18 protein-coding genes are annotated in these 18,149 nt (G+C 52.1%); 15 read left to right on the top strand and 3 right to left on the bottom strand.

Translation table 11 applies throughout. From position 1 onward, the window contains the following. Window positions 1-668 precede the first annotated feature (668 nt). The 12 genes from EKM90_RS08525 (at window position 669) to EKM90_RS08580 (ending at window position 13,263) form a co-directional block, all read left to right on the top strand. A complete protein-coding gene (locus tag EKM90_RS08525) occupies window positions 669-2,351 on the top strand; it encodes a ribonuclease J (RefSeq protein ID WP_125581666.1) in 1,683 nt (560 codons plus the stop codon). Between the two features lie 115 nt (window positions 2,352-2,466). Continuing rightward, on the top strand, window positions 2,467-3,381 hold the full coding sequence (locus EKM90_RS08530; RefSeq protein WP_125581669.1) for a hypothetical protein: 915 nt from the start codon (window positions 2,467-2,469) through the stop codon (window positions 3,379-3,381). A gap of 225 nt (window positions 3,382-3,606) precedes the next feature. Then, entirely contained in the window at window positions 3,607-4,797 is a 1,191-nt protein-coding gene (gene tuf, locus EKM90_RS08535; RefSeq protein WP_125581671.1) for an elongation factor Tu, read from the top strand. A 152-nt stretch (window positions 4,798-4,949) separates the two neighbouring features. Beyond that, on the top strand, window positions 4,950-6,137 hold the full coding sequence (locus tag EKM90_RS08540) for an aminotransferase-like domain-containing protein (RefSeq protein ID WP_125581673.1): 1,188 nt from the start codon (window positions 4,950-4,952) through the stop codon (window positions 6,135-6,137). Window positions 6,138-6,263: 126 nt separating this feature from the next. Beyond that, complete coding sequence (locus EKM90_RS08545) at window positions 6,264-7,055, top strand: Cof-type HAD-IIB family hydrolase (RefSeq protein WP_125581676.1); 792 nt, start codon at window positions 6,264-6,266, stop codon at window positions 7,053-7,055. A 45-nt stretch (window positions 7,056-7,100) separates the two neighbouring features. Further along, a complete protein-coding gene (locus EKM90_RS08550; RefSeq protein WP_191987473.1) occupies window positions 7,101-7,667 on the top strand; it encodes a histidine phosphatase family protein in 567 nt (188 codons plus the stop codon). Window positions 7,668-7,783: 116 nt separating this feature from the next. Then, window positions 7,784-9,121, top strand: a complete 1,338-nt coding sequence (gene tig, locus EKM90_RS08555; protein ID WP_125581678.1) for a trigger factor — start codon at window positions 7,784-7,786, stop codon at window positions 9,119-9,121. 64 nt (window positions 9,122-9,185) lie between these two features. Then, window positions 9,186-9,377 carry a hypothetical protein gene (locus EKM90_RS08560; RefSeq protein ID WP_125581680.1) on the top strand — a complete coding sequence of 64 codons (192 nt, stop codon included), beginning with the start codon at window positions 9,186-9,188 and terminating at the stop codon, window positions 9,375-9,377. Window positions 9,378-10,135: 758 nt separating this feature from the next. Beyond that, entirely contained in the window at window positions 10,136-11,389 is a 1,254-nt protein-coding gene (gene clpX, locus EKM90_RS08565) for an ATP-dependent Clp protease ATP-binding subunit ClpX (RefSeq protein WP_125581682.1), read from the top strand. Between the two features lie 145 nt (window positions 11,390-11,534). Next, on the top strand, window positions 11,535-12,146 hold the full coding sequence (yihA, locus tag EKM90_RS08570; RefSeq protein ID WP_125581684.1) for a ribosome biogenesis GTP-binding protein YihA/YsxC: 612 nt from the start codon (window positions 11,535-11,537) through the stop codon (window positions 12,144-12,146). Next, window positions 12,133-12,423 carry a nucleoside triphosphate pyrophosphohydrolase family protein gene (locus EKM90_RS08575; RefSeq protein ID WP_125581686.1) on the top strand — a complete coding sequence of 97 codons (291 nt, stop codon included), beginning with the start codon at window positions 12,133-12,135 and terminating at the stop codon, window positions 12,421-12,423. The genes yihA and EKM90_RS08575 overlap by 14 nt, the downstream gene beginning before the upstream one ends. Before the next feature lie 69 nt (window positions 12,424-12,492). Beyond that, window positions 12,493-13,263 carry a sulfite exporter TauE/SafE family protein gene (locus EKM90_RS08580; protein ID WP_125581688.1) on the top strand — a complete coding sequence of 257 codons (771 nt, stop codon included), beginning with the start codon at window positions 12,493-12,495 and terminating at the stop codon, window positions 13,261-13,263. A gap of 39 nt (window positions 13,264-13,302) precedes the next feature. On the opposite strand, the gene EKM90_RS12840 is transcribed toward EKM90_RS08580, so the two are convergent. Continuing rightward, on the bottom strand, window positions 13,303-13,455 hold the full coding sequence (locus EKM90_RS12840) for an SPJ_0845 family protein (protein WP_164507924.1): 153 nt from the start codon (window positions 13,453-13,455) through the stop codon (window positions 13,303-13,305). A gap of 175 nt (window positions 13,456-13,630) precedes the next feature. Here EKM90_RS12840 and EKM90_RS08585 point away from each other — a divergent pair, with 175 nt between their 5' ends. After that, entirely contained in the window at window positions 13,631-14,380 is a 750-nt protein-coding gene (locus EKM90_RS08585; RefSeq protein WP_125581690.1) for an amino acid ABC transporter ATP-binding protein, read from the top strand. Between the two features lie 24 nt (window positions 14,381-14,404). Here EKM90_RS08585 and EKM90_RS08590 read toward each other — a convergent pair whose 3' ends face one another. Together EKM90_RS08590 and EKM90_RS12845 are read right to left on the bottom strand one after the other, a co-directional pair. Then, window positions 14,405-15,643 carry an MDR family MFS transporter gene (locus tag EKM90_RS08590; RefSeq protein ID WP_125581692.1) on the bottom strand — a complete coding sequence of 413 codons (1,239 nt, stop codon included), beginning with the start codon at window positions 15,641-15,643 and terminating at the stop codon, window positions 14,405-14,407. Window positions 15,644-15,722: 79 nt separating this feature from the next. Beyond that, complete coding sequence (locus EKM90_RS12845; protein WP_164507925.1) at window positions 15,723-15,863, bottom strand: hypothetical protein; 141 nt, start codon at window positions 15,861-15,863, stop codon at window positions 15,723-15,725. A gap of 126 nt (window positions 15,864-15,989) precedes the next feature. On the opposite strand from EKM90_RS12845, the gene uvrC reads away from it, so the two are divergent. Together uvrC and EKM90_RS12850 are read left to right on the top strand one after the other, a co-directional pair. Continuing rightward, the gene (uvrC, locus tag EKM90_RS08595; RefSeq protein WP_125581694.1) at window positions 15,990-17,768 is read left to right on the top strand and encodes an excinuclease ABC subunit UvrC; all 1,779 of its coding nucleotides are present in this window, start codon (window positions 15,990-15,992) and stop codon (window positions 17,766-17,768) included. A 96-nt stretch (window positions 17,769-17,864) separates the two neighbouring features. Beyond that, window positions 17,865-18,026, top strand: a complete 162-nt coding sequence (locus EKM90_RS12850; protein WP_164507926.1) for a hypothetical protein — start codon at window positions 17,865-17,867, stop codon at window positions 18,024-18,026. The last annotated feature ends 123 nt before the right edge of the window (window positions 18,027-18,149 follow it).

Genomic DNA, 18,149 nt, shown 5'->3' on the forward strand with positions numbered 1-18,149 from the left:
GTTGAGCGTCCGTGAATATGAGGACCCGTTTAGAAGCAATCACGCAGCTAAGAAAAAGTAGCCAGATTGGGACACGAGCCTCTTCCAGAGGCAGTTAAAGTGGCAATCGCAGTAGGCCTTGAACGCAGTGAATGAGGCCAGCGCCTTGACACGCAGCCAGTAGCGGGGGCTTATAGCCCCAGTGAAAACCACCCGTTTTACGGGTGGTTTTTATTGTGCCGCTTCAACCACATCCTTAACGGGTGTTGCAGTGTCGTCACGAACGAATTCAATGTGAAACAGCCTAATTGAACAAGCAAGGTCGGTGGGCATTGGCGTAAGGAAGTCGAACAGAAGAGAAAAAATCAATTTAGGGCAGGGTCGCCGGAGGAGAAATGGCTCAGTGGTGAATTTGTTCTTAGCCAACGGGTTTGGTTGGCTTAGAACAAGCCGCGACTTTGAGACTTGGAGAGGCTCAAAGCGCTGGCCACCACGTTCCAGCCATTTCTGCGGAGGCGGCCCTGCCCGGCGGTTAACGCGGTTGAAGCCAGTCGGCTAAAACCGGTTAGCCCTCACTGCCTGCTGGCTAGAATAGGTATTTCACTGCCTGTGTGGTACACTGTTAAAAGGAATAATTCGTTGCCAAGTGATTGGCGAAAGAACCTAATCTAATTTAACGAGGTGCTCACATGAGTAAAATCAAAGTGGTCGCACTCGGCGGCGTGCGTGAGAACGGTAAAAATATGTACGCCATCGAAGTAGACGACCAAATTTTCGTTGCCGATTTTGGGCTGAAATACCCGGACAACGAGCTACTGGGAATCGATGTTGTGATTCCTGATCTCACTTACCTGGAAGAAAATGCCGATAAAATCGCCGGCATCTTTCTGACTCACGGTCACGCCGACGCGATTGGCGCGCTGCCGTATTTTGTCAGCGAACATCCAGTGCCGGTCTTTGGCTCCGAGTTGACCATTGCGATGGCCAAGCTCAACATGACCGCCAGCCCGAAAGCCAAGAAATTCCGCGATTTCCATGTGATCACTGAGAAGTCGGTGATTGATTTTGGCAAAATCAAGGTGTCCTTCTTCCCAACGACCCACAGCATTCCCGGGAGCTTAGGGATTGTCATCGAAACGCCAAATGGTTCGATTGTTTACACCGGGGACTTCAAGTTTGACCAAAGCGCCTCGCCGAAGTACCACACGGACCTTTCGCGTCTAGCCAAAATCGGCGACCGGAAAGTATTGGCATTGCTGTCTGATTCTAACAATGCGGAATCGCCATACCGCAGTGCCAGCGAACACGAAATCTACGATCACATCAACGAAACTTTCCGCTACCATGAAGGTCGGGTGATCGTGGCCAGTGTCGCCAATAACATTCAGCGCATCCAGCAGGTCATTAACGCAGCTGCGGCCAACAATCGCCGCGTCGTTTTGACGGGCCGCGAAGTGGAGCGGGTCGTCAAAACCGCTATTCGGCTCAAGGATATCGTGTTGCCAGACGAAGGCATTATTGCCACCACCAAAGAGCTAAAGACCATGAAGCCGGAAGAGACCGTGGTGCTTGAAACCGGGCGCATGGGCGAGCCGCTGAAGTCACTGCAACGGATGGCCACCAATAAGCATCGGTTGGTACACATTCACGAAGGCGACTTGGTTTATATCACCACCACCATTTCGCACGCCATGGAAACCATGGCCGCCCGTACCCGTGATATGATTTATCGCGCTGGTGGTGAAGTCAAGGCCATCTCGGAAGACATCCACGCCAGCGGTCACGCGAATAAGGACGACTTGCAGTTGATGATCAACTTGCTGCGGCCGCGCTTCGTCATTCCTGTGGAAGGTGAGTATCGCCTGCTGGAAGCCCATGCCGAGATTGCTAAAGATGCCGGTATTCCAGCCGAGAATGTCATCATTCCAAACGTCGGCGACATCATCAGCTACGAAAAAGGCAAGATGCATCTCTCTGGCCATGTCGATGCCGGTAATACCATGATTGACGGTATCGGTGTCGGCGACATTGGCAACATCGTTTTGCGTGACCGCAAGATGCTGGCCGAAGATGGGATTTTCATTGCGGTCGTCACCATCGACCGCAAGAAGAAGAAGATCGTGGCCAAGCCGAAGATTCAAAGCCGCGGGTTCGTTTACATGAAGACCTCCCGTGACCTGCTTAACGAAAGCGGCGAGCTCGTGGCCAAAACCGTGCAAAAACAATTGGACAACAAGTCCTTTGACTGGAGCACTTTGAAGCAGGCGGTGCGTGATGATTTGAGCCGGTTCTTGTTTGATCACACGAAACGCCGGCCGGTGATCTTGCCTGTGATTATGGAAGTGAACCAAAATAGTGCTAAGCGGCAGTAGCCGTTCAAACCTGGAGCTTAGCTTCAGGTTTTTTCTATGCTTGGAAGCGCTCAAGCCGGATATTTTTTTCTAGCGCAAACATTGGTATGATGGTAACCAAAGGGGAGTGAAGCGCATGGGAAAAATCGTGCCTTTGCCAAATAGTGGCAGCCGCCATATGAGCCTTGGCGTTTCTGCCTTGCAGAAGCAGAACTACGCCAGTGCCGTGGCGCATTTAGAAAAGGCGTATAAGGAAACGCCGGTGTTTGAAGTGGCCCGGCCACTGGTCAAAGCGCTGGTGGGACTGCATCAAAGTCGTGAAGCCTTGCCTTACGTCAGTGAGTATATGGAAGATTTCTTGGCCGGCGATAGCACCACTAAGTTGTTGTTTGAAGTTTTGCTGGACCTGCCCGATTACCGGTTTGCCTGGGCGGTGTTACATCATGTGGAGGCTAAAAACGCCGCCGTTTTTGAGCAGCAAATTACGGCCGCTGAAACGGCTGATCTCACCGCGCATGGGGATGAGATTGCAGATCTGGCCCGGCGGTTGCGCCATCTGGGTGGATTAAGCGCGCATGAGCAGGAACAACTGATTCAGCAACTTGGGCGCTTGCCGAAAGCCAAAATCATCGAGGCAGCCAAGCCCAATTTGGTTGATCCAGATGTCCATCCCGCCATTCGCGTTAGCCTGTTAGACGCGCTGACGGCAGTGGGGGAAGCAACGCCAGTTCAAGTGACGAGTTACCAGACCACTGCCGAGGTCATTCCCAGTGCGCTACCTGGCGTGATGAATGATCCGACCATGCTGCAAGTGCTGAATCAAATTCAGCTCCAAGTCGGCTTAGCGGATCCCGAGCTGATGAAGGCTACCGTGGAAACGTTGCGCTTTGAGCTGGGTTACCTTTATCCCTTTATTGGAGAGGCTGTGCCAGATCCCAAGCATTTTGCTGCCAGTTATCTCAACCGCGATCGGCCCGAGGTGACCGCCGAAGAGCACGCCTTGTTTGAATGGTTAGGGACGCAGACCCAGGCTTTGACCGCGCTAAGTTGAGCGGCTGAACAGTGGCAGGAGCGCCTCAAAAGACGTGTAAAGCAAAAAAACTTGACTAGGATGGTTTACAAAACCGGGGGTTCTCGGTATAATCATTTTCGGAATTCATTTCCAGCCAAAATATTGTTTTGGTATTTTGGCGTGAATGTAGTAAGATAGAACGTAAAGGATTACGGGCGGCTTTGCCTGTGTCTTTACGAAAATATACAGGAGGTTCGTTTTTTCATGGCTGAAAAAGAACACTATGAACGCACTAAGCCCCACGTAAACATTGGTACGATTGGGCACGTTGACCACGGTAAGACTACTTTGACCGCGGCTATCACCAAGGTACTTTCCGAAAAGGGCCTCGCTAAGGCGCAGGACTACGCATCAATCGATGCTGCCCCAGAAGAAAAGGAACGTGGCATCACGATCAACACCGCCCACGTTGAATACGAAACCGAAAAGCGTCACTATGCGCATATCGATGCCCCAGGGCACGCGGACTACGTTAAGAACATGATCACCGGCGCTGCTCAGATGGATGGTGCGATCTTGGTTGTTGCGGCTACTGATGGCCCAATGCCACAGACCCGTGAACACATCCTGCTGGCTCGTCAGGTTGGTGTTGACTACATCGTTGTCTTCCTGAACAAGACCGACTTGGTTGACGATGACGAATTGATCGACTTGGTTGAAATGGAAGTTCGTGAACTTCTGTCCGAATACGATTTCCCTGGTGACGATATTCCTGTTATCCGTGGTTCAGCCCTCAAGGCACTTGAAGGCGACAAGGAACAAGAAAAGGTTATCGAAGAACTCATGGACATCGTTGATGAATACATCCCAACCCCAGTTCGTGATACCGACAAGCCTTTCTTGATGCCTGTTGAAGACGTCTTCACCATTACTGGTCGTGGGACGGTTGCTTCTGGTCGTATCGACCGTGGGACCGTTAAGATCGGTGACGAAGTCGAAATCGTTGGTCTGAAGGACGAAGTTCTGAAGTCCACCGTTACTGGCCTTGAAATGTTCCGTAAGACTCTTGACTTGGGTGAAGCCGGCGATAACGTTGGTGTTCTGCTTCGTGGTGTTAACCGCGACCAAGTTGTTCGTGGTCAGGTCCTGGCAAAGCCAGGTTCCATCCAGACCCACAAGAAGTTCAAGGGTGAAGTTTATATCCTGACGAAGGAAGAAGGCGGCCGTCACACGCCATTCTTCTCCAACTACCGTCCTCAGTTCTACTTCCACACCACCGACGTTACCGGTGTGATCGAACTGCCAGAAGGTGTTGAAATGGTTATGCCTGGCGACAACGTTACGTTCGAAGTCGACATGATCGCGCCAGTTGCTCTTGAAAAAGGTACGAAGTTCACCGTTCGTGAAGGTGGCCGTACTGTTGGTGCCGGGGTCGTTTCTGAAATCCTCGACTAATTCAACCTTTAACAGCGTTTCGCTTCGGCGAGGCGCTGTTTTTGATTATTAAGATGAAAATCGTTCAACATAAAATAAATAAGATGAGTTTTACTTAACGCTGGCAGACCGGTACCATGAAGTTATCGTAAGCAATGAAAGGACGCGGTCACATGAAGTTTGCCAGTCGAGTTGCCACCACCATGCAGTCAGGGTTAGATGAACTCTTCACTGCCCCGGATCCTGAACTCATCTCGTTTGCCGGCGGGTATCCTGATACCACCATGTTTCCCCAGGGAGCATTGCAGGCGGCGTTTGCGCAAGCCACTGCTGAACCGGCCGCATTTCAATATGGCGATAGTTGGGGCTTACCTAAACTGCGCGAGCACATTGCTGCGTGGCTACAAGCAGATGGCATTGGGGCCACGGCGCAGGATGTGCTTTTGACCCAAGGGGCGCAGCAAGGCATTGATCTCGCGGCTAAGATGCTCCTTAATCCTGGTGACGGCTTGGTGGTCGAGGCGCCAACCTACTTAGGCGCGCTGGCTGCTTTCAACGCGTATGAACCGCATTACTATGAAGTACCAATGGCCGCGGATGGCATGGACTTAACCGAGTTGCAGAAGGTTTTGATGACCCACGACGTCAAAATGATTTATACCGTGCCGGATTTTCAGAATCCGACAGGTGCGGTCATGTCTTTGGCCAAGCGTAAAGCCCTGATTGCCTTGGCCAATAAGTATGACGTCATCATTTTGGAGGACGGGCCGTACCGCTGGCTGCGGTATCAAGGCGAGTCGCTGCCACCGCTTAAGCATTTTGACACCCAAGGGCGCGTGATTTTTCTCGGTAGCATGTCCAAAATTCTGGCGCCGAGTTTGCGCTTAGGGTGGATGGTCGCCGACGCGGAGCTTTTAGAAGCGGCAGCGGCATTGCGCGGGGCTAGTGATGTCGAATCGAGTCAGTTGGTTCATCGGGCCGTGGCGCTGTACCTGGAACAAAATGACTTTGAGGCCCATCTGAACCAACTCCGTCAGTGCTATGGCGCCAAGCTCAAGCTGATGCATCATGCCCTCAGTGCGCAGCTACCAGAAGGGTACCAACTGAGTCAGCCGGCGGGTGGGTTCTTCCTGTGGTTGACGGCGCCAGCTGGCGTGGATATGACGATGCTACAGGCGCAGCGGTTGACCCCAGCGCATGTGAGTGTGGTACCGAGCAAAAACCTCACCCCTTCGCATCAGTTGCTCAATGGCGCCCGTTTGACCTTTGCGGCGCCGCCAACGGCCAAGATTGAACCAGGCAGTGCCCGGTTGACCGCCGCCTTAGCGGCCACTGCGACGGCCCAGGCCCATCGTGCTTAGCGTTAATACCGGCCTAGTGCCGGTATTTTTGTGGGGAATTTGACCATAGTCGCTGCGAAAATTGACCGCTTGCTAGGCTGAAGTTTGCTACAATGAAACATGAAAACGTCACCACAGGAGGTCTATATGCTTCAACTTGTTGCAGTGGATATGGATGGCACTTTTTTGCGCTCTGATCAGGACTATGATCGGGCCCGTTTTGCTAAGGTCCATCAAATGCTAACTAATCACGGCGTGCGCTTCGTGGTCGCCAGTGGTAATCAGTATTATCAGCTAAAAAGCTTTTTTGAAGCTTATCCGGAAACGATTTATGTGGCCGAAAATGGCGCCTACATCCGCGATGAAACGCAAACCTATGCGGTGCACACCTTTACCCCAGCTGAAACGGCTAAGATTACCGCTATTTTGACGAGCCATCCCGAATTGAAAATCGTCGCGTGCGGCGTGAAAAGTGGCTATGTCCGCGCCAGCGAAGGCGAGGCTTTTATCACCAATACCAGACGCTACTATCATCGACTGGCGGTGCAGCCCACCCTTGAGGTGACGGATGATGACATTCTCAAGTTCGGGATGAACTTTCCGCCTGAACGCACCGAGGAATTCCTGCAGGTGCTCGGTGAGGAACTCAAGGGCCTGGCGGTGGCGACTTCCAGTGGCCATGGCGATATTGATATTATTCAACCCGGCCAGCATAAAGCCGCCGGCCTGGCCGAACTGGGCCAGGTGCTCCATATTCCCCTCGCGAATATGGCGGCGTTTGGCGATGGGGGCAACGACCTTGAAATGATCAAGGAAGTTGGCTTAGGCGTGGCGATGGCCAACGCCCAACCTGCGGTCAAGCAAGCGGCAGCTGCCCAGACATTGGACAATAACGCGCAAGGCGTGCTGGCGTTTCTCGAAGATTATTTTAAAGACTAAGCATGGCGCCGCGGGAGACGCGGCGTTTTTGAATGAGGCGAGGACATGAAGACGTTATATTTGATGCGGCATGGCGAAACGTTATTTAATCAATTGCGGCGCATTCAAGGTTGGTGCGATTCACCCTTGACCGCCAAGGGCATTGGCCAAGCCTTGGCTGCCCGGCAGTGGTTCGCAGCGCAAGGCATTACGCTGGATGAAGCTTATTGCTCCACTGCTGAGCGGGCAACTGACACCTTGGAGCTGGTCACCAAACTGCCTTATCTTCGCAAAAAGGGCTTGCGCGAGCATGGTTTTGGCCAATTTGAAGGCCAACCGGAATACCTGAATCCGACGCCGCCCTATGGGGACTTTTTCGTGCCTTGGGGCGGGGAAAGTGATGCCCAGCTTGAAGCGCGCATCACCCAAACCATCGGTACCATCATGGAACAAGCCACCGGGGCCAATATTTTAGTGGTGTCACATGCTGGCGCTTGCCACACTTTTTTGCAGCATTATGCCCCTAATCAGTTGCATCAGCGCCTGCCGAATGCGGGTATTATCATCTTTGATTACGTGCAAGGGGACTTTAAGCTGCGCCAGATTGTTGACCCGCAAAATGCCCAGGCGTGAATATGACGTAAAGTTTTTTTACTTGTCAGCCCGCGTTGCGTTTACAAATGCGGGTTTTTCGCGTATAGTATGGAAAGTATGCAATACGAATAACATAATTTAGTCGGAGGGATATCATGGCTGCAAATTGGGAAAAGAAGGGCGACACAGACGGCGTCCTGACTTTTGAAATCGCACAAGATAAGATCAAAGAAGGTCTGGACAAAGCGTTCAACCGCGTTAAGAAGAACCTGAACATTCCAGGTTTCCGGAAGGGCCACGTGTCTCGCACCGTGTTCGACCGCATGTACGGCGAAGCGGCATTGTACGAAGATGCCTTGAACATTGTTTTACCAGACGCTTACGATGCTGCTATCGCTGAAGCCGGCATCAATGCCGTTGACCAGCCAAAAATCGACATCGACAGCATGGACGAAGGCAAGCCTTGGGTAATCAAGGCCACTGTCACTGTGGCGCCAGAAGTAACGCTGGGCGACTACAAGGGCATCACCGTTGACAAGCAGGATCGCACCATTAGCGATGCTGATGTTGACGCTGAACTGACCAAGAAGCAGGAAAGCCAGGCCGAACTGGTGCTCAAGGAAGACGGCGCGGCTGAAAAAGGCGACACCTTGACCATCGATTATGTCGGCACCGTTGACGGCAAGGAATTCGATGGCGGTTCTGCTAAGAACTACGCCTTGGAATTGGGCTCTAACTCCTTCATTCCTGGTTTTGAAGATCAGCTGATTGGCGCCAAGGCTGGCGATGAAGTCACCGTCAAGGTTACCTTCCCAGAAGATTACCAAGCCAAGGATTTGGCCGGCAAAGATGCCGAATTCAAGACCACCGTTCACGAAATCAAGAGCAAGGAATTGCCTGCCTTGGACGATGATTTTGCCAAGGATCTGGACGACGAAGACGTTGAGACGCTTGAAGAACTGAAGCTGAAGATCAAGTCTGACTTGCAAGCCAAGAAGGACGAAGAAGCAGACGATGCCATTCAAGAACAGGCGATTGCGAAGGTCGTTGACAACGCCACGATCCCGGCTATTCCCCAAGCCATGATTGACACCGAAGTGGACAACCAGATGAACCAATACCTGGGTTCCATGCAGCAACAGGGCATCGATCCAAAGATGTACTACCAGCTGACTGGCACTTCCGAAGCCGACTTGAAGAAGCAATTTGCTTCTAACGCTGAAAGCCGCGTCAAGACCAACTTGGTTCTTGAAGCAGTCGTTAAAGCGGAAAAGATCGAACCAACCGAAGACCAAGTCAAGGGTGAAATCAAGCGCTTGGCTGGCGAATACAACATGGAAGAAAAGGCCGTTCGTCGCGCCTTGACCGATGATATGTTGAAGCATGATATCGGCGTTCAAGATGCCATCACGGTCATCACCGACTCAGTCAAGGAAGTTGCCCCAAAGGCAGCTGACAAAGCCGACGCCGATAAGGAAGACGCTGACAAGTAACCTTGTGTCACGCAAGGGCACTCCTCCGCTTTAGGGGGAGTGCTTTTTGCATCTTGGAGGCAATTTGATAAGAATCATACGCTTATTCGTCCGCTTAGTCGGCGGCCCAGAAAAACGTGCGCTTTTGATGATGCTCAGTGGCGTGGCCCTTTTTCTCCTGGCCCGTCGCCGTCAATGGCGCCCAACCGCTCGTAAATTGCTGCTGACCCTAGCCGCAGCGTTGGTGGCGGCAGGAGTCCTGATTATTGTGATGTAAACTGCCATATTTGAGGCATGAGTCATACAGAAAATCAAACATACACTTTCATCATCGCTTTTGTAGCGTATAGATGGATAAGACATTCGTCGTGAAACAGTAGGGTCGGGTAACTGGAGCAGAAAGGGGCTCAGTGGTGAAATTGTTCTTAGCCAGTGTTCTTGACTGTTAGAGTAAGCCGCGACTTTGAGACTCGCAGAGGCTCAAAGCGTTGGCCACCACGTTCCAGCCCCTTACTGCGGAGGTTAACCGACCCGGCCGCACAGTCTTCGACCGCAGCCTGGTCGCGCTGCGGTCGGCAACATCCGAGCGATTAGCTACGCACCAAGCCTCACCAACAAAGAGCGATGGCAATGCTTGGTGCTAGGCTACTCGTCGGACTAAGCCTGCCGACCTCCGCAGCCTAGTCGCGCTGCGGTCGGCAACGTCCGAGCGATTAGCTACGCACCAAGCCTCACCAACAAAGAGCGATGGCAATGCTTGGCGCTAGGCTACTCGTCGGACTAAGCCCGCCGACCTCCGCAGCCTATTCGCGCTGCGCTGAACCGACGCCCGAGCAGCTAGCTACAGACTGAGCCTTGAAGCCAAGCCCTGGCTTCAAGGTTCAGTCTTAGGCTACCTGTCGGGCTAAGTGCGGTTCAGCTTCGCAGCTTAGCTTTTGACAAACCCGGTTTTGTTGTGCTACGCTGTTGCGGTTTGACTAGGCATGGTGCCGCGGTTTTGGTATCATGAAGGTAACAAGAAGGGGTTGAAGATTAATGTTTGACAACGTTGAAACCACCGGTCCGGTGACCTGCTCATTTTGCGGGAAATCCCAAGATCAGGTGAAGAAAATCGTTGCTGGCCCTGGGGTTTATATTTGCAATGAATGTATCGACCTCTGCAAGGAAATCATCGACGAAGAATTCAAGGCTGACGCCGCTTCCAACATGCTGGAAGTACCAAAGCCAATCGACATTTTGAGCATTTTGAATGACTATGTGATCGGTCAAGATGCCGCTAAAAAAGCGCTCGCGGTAGCGGTTTATAACCACTACAAGCGGGTTAACCAGATGGAAGTCGCTGACAAAGGCGACACTGAGCTGCAAAAGTCTAACATCGCTTTGATTGGACCAACCGGGTCAGGGAAGACCTTCTTGGCCCAGAGTTTGGCGCGGATTTTGAATGTGCCATTTGCCATCGCTGATGCCACCACCTTGACGGAGGCGGGTTATGTCGGCGAAGACGTCGAGAACATTTTGCTCAAGTTGCTCCAAAACGCCGATTACGACGTGGAGCGGGCCGAAAAGGGCATCATCTACATCGACGAAATCGATAAGATCGCCAAGAAATCCGAGAACGTCTCCATCACCCGTGATGTGTCTGGTGAAGGGGTGCAGCAAGCCTTGCTGAAGATTTTGGAAGGCACGATTGCCAACGTGCCACCGCAGGGCGGGCGTAAGCATCCGCAACAGGAATTCATCCAAATCGACACCACGAACATTTTGTTCATTGTTGGTGGGGCGTTTGACGGCATCGAAGGCATCGTCAAGAACCGCCTCGGTGAAAAGACCATCGGCTTCGGCAAGAATTCAGACAACACCGAAGTTGATGAGCAGAAGTCACTGATGCAGCAGATTGTACCGGAAGATTTAATGAAGTTTGGGATCATCCCTGAATTCATTGGCCGGATTCCGATTATTGCATCGCTTGAGAAGCTGACGGAAGACGATTTGGTCCGGATCTTGACTGAACCGAAGAACGCCTTAGTCAAGCAGTATCAAAAGCTGCTGTCGCTGGATGACACCAAGCTGGAATTCACGCAAGGCGCCTTGCATGCGATCGCTCATAAGGCGATTGTGCGCGATACTGGGGCCCGTGGTTTGCGGAGCATCATTGAAGCCGTGATGCAAGATATGATGTTCACCTTGCCAAGTGAACCAGAGGTGGTTAAGGCAGTCGTGACCAAAGCGGCGGTTGAAGGCACCGGCAAGCCGGAGCTGATCAAAGCCGACGATCGAAAAGCCTCATAAGTTTGATATAAGCTAGGCCAAGCTGACGTTCAGCTTGGCCTTTTTTGATGGGATCATTTTTGCCCCTGGTTTGTTTACCGATGCAGACGCCCCTTTTTTCGGCGGGTATGATACACTTAATGGCGAAAGATTTTAGGAGGTCACCATGAAAGTCAATAATGTGAGCCTAACCATCAGTGCGGTTAGTGCCAAGCAGTATCCTGCCACCGGGTACCCAGAAATTGCTTTTGTCGGCCGCAGTAATGTCGGCAAGTCAAGCTTGATCAATCGCCTGATCGATCGCAAAAGCATGGCCCGGACCTCGAGCGTCCCTGGCAAAACGCAAACGCTGAACTTTTACGACATTGAAGACCTGCTATATTTTGTCGATGTCCCTGGCTATGGCTTTGCTAAGGTGTCCAAAGCCGCGCGGGCAAAGTTTGCGGCCATGATCGAGGAATACTTAAGTACCCGGCAGCAGCTGCACGGTGCGGTGCTTTTGGTCGATGCGCGGCATTTGCCAAGTGCCGATGACGTGTCGATGTATCAGTATCTGAAGTATTTCAATATCGATGTGTTGGTGATCGGCACGAAGGTCGACAAAACCAGCAAGGCGCGGCGGCAAACCATCATGCGTGATATCAAAAAGACCTTGGATCTAAACCAAACCGATCAGCTGATTATGTTTTCCGCCGAAACTGGGGAAGGCAAAGATGCGGTCTGGGCTTGGTTAGAGGCCCAAGCAAATATTGGAGGCAATGATCATGGAGTTGAATGAGTATCAGGAAAAGGCCAATAAGACTCTGGCCGGCAATGAGCATGTGCTGACCAACCTCGCCTTGGGGCTGGCGTCAGATGGCGGGCAAGTGGTCGATCGCATCAAGCGCTACACCTTCCAAGGGCAGGACCTCGATCAGGAGCAACTGAAGGCCGAGCTGGGCGATGTTCTTTGGTACTTATCGCAAATCGCATTATGGGCGGATATTCCTTTTGAGGAAGTCGCCAAAGCTAATTTGCAAACGTTAGCCAAGAAGTATCCCAACATCAAGTTATAACTTAGTCATAAACGAAACCAGCGGCCTGCCGATTTTCAGTGTGGCCGCTGGTTTTATCATGAGGCGGAAATGAATCCAATTCTATTAACGTTAATTCTATTGCTCACTGGGGTGGCTGGTGGGCTCATTAGCTCCACCGCTGGCATGGCGTCTTTGGTCACCTATCCAGTGTTGCTGGCGTTAGGCGTGCCGCCAGTGTCGGCTAATGTCACCAACACTGCCGCGATGATTTTCACTGGGGTGGGTTCCGGCCTGGCGTCCACGCAAGAGCTGTCGGCGCATCGCAAATTGATGTGGCAGGTCGGCGTCTGGGCCGTGATCGGCGGCATCGTCGGCGCGTTGATTTTGGCCGTGGCGCCGGCTTCCAGTTTTGAAAAAGTGGTGCCGTTTCTGATTGCCCTTGCTGGGGTGCTGATGTTGTCATCGCTGCGCCAAAAGCCCGCGCCGGAGCAGGTCGGTCACACCGTTCGCGGCTGGCGTCTGGTCGGCCGTAATTTCCTAATTTTCTTGGTTGGGGTGTATATCGGCTACTTCGGGGCTTCGGCGGGCGTGATGATGCTCTCCATTTTGGCGGTCACCTTACCCGTCAGTTTTGCTGTCAGCAACGCGTTGAAAAACTTCGCGACGTTACTGACCAATATCGTCTCGCTAGTGATTTACGCTTTCACCACCAAAGTCTACTGGTTGATGGTGATTCCGCTGGGGCTGGGGATGTTTGCTGGCGGCCTGCTGGGACCCATGGTGGTGCGCCATGTCTCTAATCGCTTGATTAGATTGTTGATCGGCATTGGCGCTTTCGCCTTGGCGGGCTATTTCTTTTATACCGCGTATCTTCAGTGAATCAAAATGCCGAGCCTCGCGCTCGGCATTTTGATTCATTCATTTCTTAGTGGCTTTTTTGGCCTTGGCGGCTTTAGCCTGGTCTTCTTGCTTTTTTGGATCATTGCCAGTGGCTTTGGTTTCCTCAGGCACCGTGGCAAACTTGTCGAACATTTCGCCCCAGTCGGTTTTAGTATTCACTTTTAAGCCCATCGTCGTGTGCTCCTTCCGCCTTGCTTTTGGCGCTAGTATAGCACGCAGAGGCGACAGATACCAAATGTTGAATAAAAATAGAATAGATATTGCATAAATACTAATTTACGTGTATAGTAAACGACATGATAGTCAAGATGCCGGGAAAATTCGGCCGTGAAGGGAAGAATGGGTTATGAGCGTTGAACAACCATTGATTCAAGTGAACCATCTCGTTAAGAAGTTTGGCGATAACATTGTCTTGAATGACATTACTGAAACCATCAACAAAGGCGACGTCATTGTTGTCATTGGGGCGTCAGGCGGTGGGAAAAGTACCTTCCTGCGTAGTCTCAATTTGCTGAATCAGCCGACCTCTGGCCAGGTGCTGTTTGAAGGCACCGACTTGACCTCCCTGAGTGAAAAGCAGCTGGACGTGGTGCGGGAAAAAATGGGGATGGTATTCCAGCAGTTTAACCTGTTCCCGAACATGACCGTGTTGGATAATATCAAGCTGGCGCCGATGAAAGTCAAGGCTCAAAGCGAAGCTGATGCCACGGCCAAAGCCAAGGCCTTGCTGGCACAAGTCGGCCTGGAAGATAAAGCCGATGCTTTCCCTACTAGCTTGTCTGGGGGTCAAATGCAGCGGGTGGCCATTGCGCGCGCCTTGGCCATGGAACCGGATGTGATGCTGTTTGACGAACCAACCTCGGCGCTGGATCCAGAAATGGTGGGCGAAGTGCTGAAAGTTATGGAAGACCTGGCCAAGTCAGGCATGACCATGGTCATTGTGACCCACGAAATGGGCTTTGCTCGCGAAGTGGCGAATGAAGTGTGGTTCATGGATGACGGCATCATTGCTGAAAAAGGCAAGCCAGAAGCGATTTTCTCGCATCCAGAGCATCCGCGGACCCAGGACTTCCTCAGTAAAGTCCTGGCCCAGTAGAAAAGATCCTGACCGACATGGTTGTCAGTCAGGATCTTTTTGATTCCAAGCGGCCTTGGGTAAATTGAGCACATGCATCACCGCCGCGATGGAGCAGCCGCCCAGCAGTAGGAACAAAATGGCCATGCCATACTGGCCAATGGCCGTCGACAAGGTGACCGTGGCTCCGGCCAGCACCGAAGCCAACGGATAAACCGCGGAAAAGGCCCCGGAGTATGTGCCAATCTTGGCTGGATCCATTAAGTCCGCGCGCAGCGTTTGACTCGGCGGCACTACGACCATTTCGCCGATGGTGAGAATCACCGCGCAAATCACAATCGGCCACAGAGTGTTGAGCATGCATGTGAGGGCAAACCCCAGCGTCTGCAGCCCCATGCCAATGCCGTAAGCGCGGCGCAGTGACCATTTGCTGGTCAAGCGGGTGAAGAGGGACATAAAGGGAATAATGATGGCGGTGTTGATCAGCGTGATGCCAGACAGCATGCGCTGGCCATAGATTTCCAGCCCGAAAAGAGGCACCGTGTGAAAATCGGCGCCGAGATGCACGGCAAGGTAGAAACCAAGCTGGTTGGTGACCATGCCGCTGAGTACTATGCCGATGAGGTACCAGTCGTAGCGATGGTCACTCATGACTTGCCAATAGCCACGTACCGCCTGCCAAACTGATCCAGAGCCGGTATGCTCTGGGGCGAAGCTTTCGGTCATGAAGAACCAGATGATGATCAGGTTGATGATGGTGACCACGCCCATACCGATGAGTAATTCAAACAGGTAATCCCGGAAGAACCAGCCGCCCAGCGCGGCCCCAATCATGACCGAAATGTTAATGATCCAGTAGATCAACGCGTACACATAGCGCCGATTCTGCGGCGTCGAGACATCGATGACCATCGCCTCTTCGGCGGGGCTAGAGAGGTTGGCGCCGACCTGCGCAATCAAAAACGCGAAGAAGGTGGGAATCGGATAGTGACCCAGTGGAGAATTCATCACCGCCGCCAAGGCAAACCCAACCAACGTCAAAATGGTGCCTAGCACCATGATGGGTTTACGGCCATGCACATCGGCCAGATGCCCACCATACAGGCCGGCAATGAAGCCCATGACCGACACGATAATGAGTAGCACCCCGGTCAGGCCGGCGCCGAAGTACTTGGCGTAGTAAATGGTCATGTTAGGGCCAATGGCGCTCGACAGCATGACCGCCAAGAAGACTGTCAGCATCCGTAATTTTAAATTGTTATTCAGTGCCATAAATTCTTTCATGATTACCTCCGCCAAACTTAACCAGTATACGGAAAGCGCAGGCAAAAGAAAAGGCCACCGGCGCAAGGCAAGTGGTCAATTATTTAGGCCGGCGGCGCGGGGTCCGGCCAATTAAATCATGGTCAAGCTGGCGCTGCAAGTTGGCCAACCCAGCGGCTTTTGCGCTCCGGGTTTGGCGTTTTTTAATCGCGGCATTCGGCCGCTTTCGGTGTTTTTGCACAATCCTCATCCTCTATCAACGGCTAAACCTATGATACCATGCCGGCGTCTGAGTTGCGTTATGCGGTGGTGAATATTAGAATAGTAAGCGAACGTTTGTTTCGTATTCGATAAACGAGGTGATAGAATGGCGTCTGAACACATTGAACATAAGCTTGCCTTGCTGCCAGATGAGCCGGGCTGTTACCAAATGAAAAATATCAACGGCAAGATTATTTATGTCGGGAAAGCCAAAAATCTGAAAAATCGGGTCCGTTCGTATTTCAAAAGCAGTCACGATGGTAAAACCGCCAGGCTGGTGGCGGAAATTGCTGACTTCGACTACATTGTCACTTCCAGCGATAAGGAAGCCTTTTTGCTTGAAATCACTTTGATTCAAAAGTGGCAGCCCTACTACAACATTAAGCTAAAAAAAGGCACCGGTTATCCCTACATCAAAATCACCAATGAACGTGATCCCAAGTTGGAGCTCACCGGTGACGTCAAGAAAGACGGCGCCTACTATTTTGGCCCGTATCCGAATGTCTACGCGGCGCAGGAAACCATTCATTTCCTGCAAAAGGTTTATCCGCTGCGCCGCTGCAATGGTTTCCAAGGCCGACCGTGCCTGTATTATCACATGGGCCAGTGTCTCGGCGCTTGCTGGCGGACGGTACCAGAGGAAGAGTATGCCGCTCAAATCGCCAAGATTCGCAGCTTTTTGGATGGGAACACCGGCCGGGTGAAGCAGGAGCTGACTCAGCGGATGGAAAAGGCGGCCAAGAAGCTTGAATTCGAGCGCGCGGCCGAATTACGTGATCAGCTGCACTACATCGAAGTCACGGTGGAAAAGCAAAAAATCATTTCCACTGACCGCACCCAGCGCGATGTCTTCAACTTCTACATGGACAAAGGCTGGATTTCGATTCAGATTTTCTTCATTCGCCAAGCGCGGTTGATGAAGCGGGAATCGCGGCTATTTCCAATTGCCACGACTGCCGAAGAAGAATTCGAAACTTTTATTTTGCAGTTTTATGATCGCAAGAACAACGTCAAACCCAAAGAAATTCTCGTCCCCAGTGGGCTTGATAACGATGTCTTAGAGCAGGTGCTCGAGGTGCCGGTGCGGACGCCGCAACGCGGGGAAAAGCGGGCCTTGATGGAATTGGCGGCCAAAAACGCCAAAATCAAGCTGGATGAGAAATTCCGGCTGCTGGAGCTGGATAATCGCACCACGGTTGGTGCCCAAAACGAGATTTTTGCCGCCCTCGGCTTAGCGCCGGGGCACGTCATCGAGGCCTTCGACCACAGTCATATTCAAGGGACCAACCCTGTGTCGGCCATGGTGCAATTCGTCGATGGCCGGCCCGAGAAAACGAATTACCGTAAATATAAGCTGGCCGAAGCGGAAAACGAACACAGCGCGGATGAAGTCGCCAATACCTATGAGGTGATTCGCCGCCGTTACAGTCGGCTGTTGAAGGAGCATGCCGCGATGCCGGATTTGATTCTGATGGATGGTGGCGAAATCCAGATGAATGCCGTCAAGGACGTGTTGGAAAACGAATTGAACCTTGCGATTCCGGTGGCGGGGATGGTGAAGAATGATAAGCACAAAACCGCCCGTCTGCTATATGGTGATTTTGACGCGCCGATTGATTTGGATCCGAAGTCCCAAGGGTTTTATTTGCTGGAACGGATTCAAGAGGAAGTGCACCGCTTTGCAATCACCTTTCACCGCCAGCTGCGCAACAAGAATTCGTTGGCGTCGCGCTTGGAAACCATTCAAGGGGTGGGACCAAAAACCCGGTCCAAGCTGCTCCGCAAATTCAAAACGATGAATGGCATCAAAGCGGCTTCCATGGAGGACCTGCAAGCAGCCGGCGTGTCTAAGGCAGTGGCGCAGGCCATTAAACTATCGCTGTAACCCAACGCGACTGTTTACAGTCGCGTTTTTTGGTGCTTCCGTTTCTCTGGTAATCATGCTATTATGATGATATTAAAATGAGATTTAAATTATAAAATGAAAAGAGTGATGATCATGATGGCGATGCCAAATCATCCCACTAGGCAGCATCAAGTCGATCAGGACCGCGCTTATGACCGGATTGCGCCCAAGCCATATCACTGTTTAGCCTTGATTGTCGCCAGTCTGGTACTGGCCGGGGTACTGGGGTTTCTCTAATTAAACGAGTGGGTCCGCTGCAAGTGACAGCGGGCCCTTTTTGTTGGGCAGGTGCGGGAACGGTGGTGGCGCCAAGCAGCAGCAGCCACCACCGCCCCCGCGCCAGAGTAAAGAAAAACCCTC

This window comes from Lacticaseibacillus suibinensis, assembly GCF_003946175.1.
Lineage (GTDB): Bacteria > Bacillota > Bacilli > Lactobacillales > Lactobacillaceae > Lacticaseibacillus > Lacticaseibacillus suibinensis.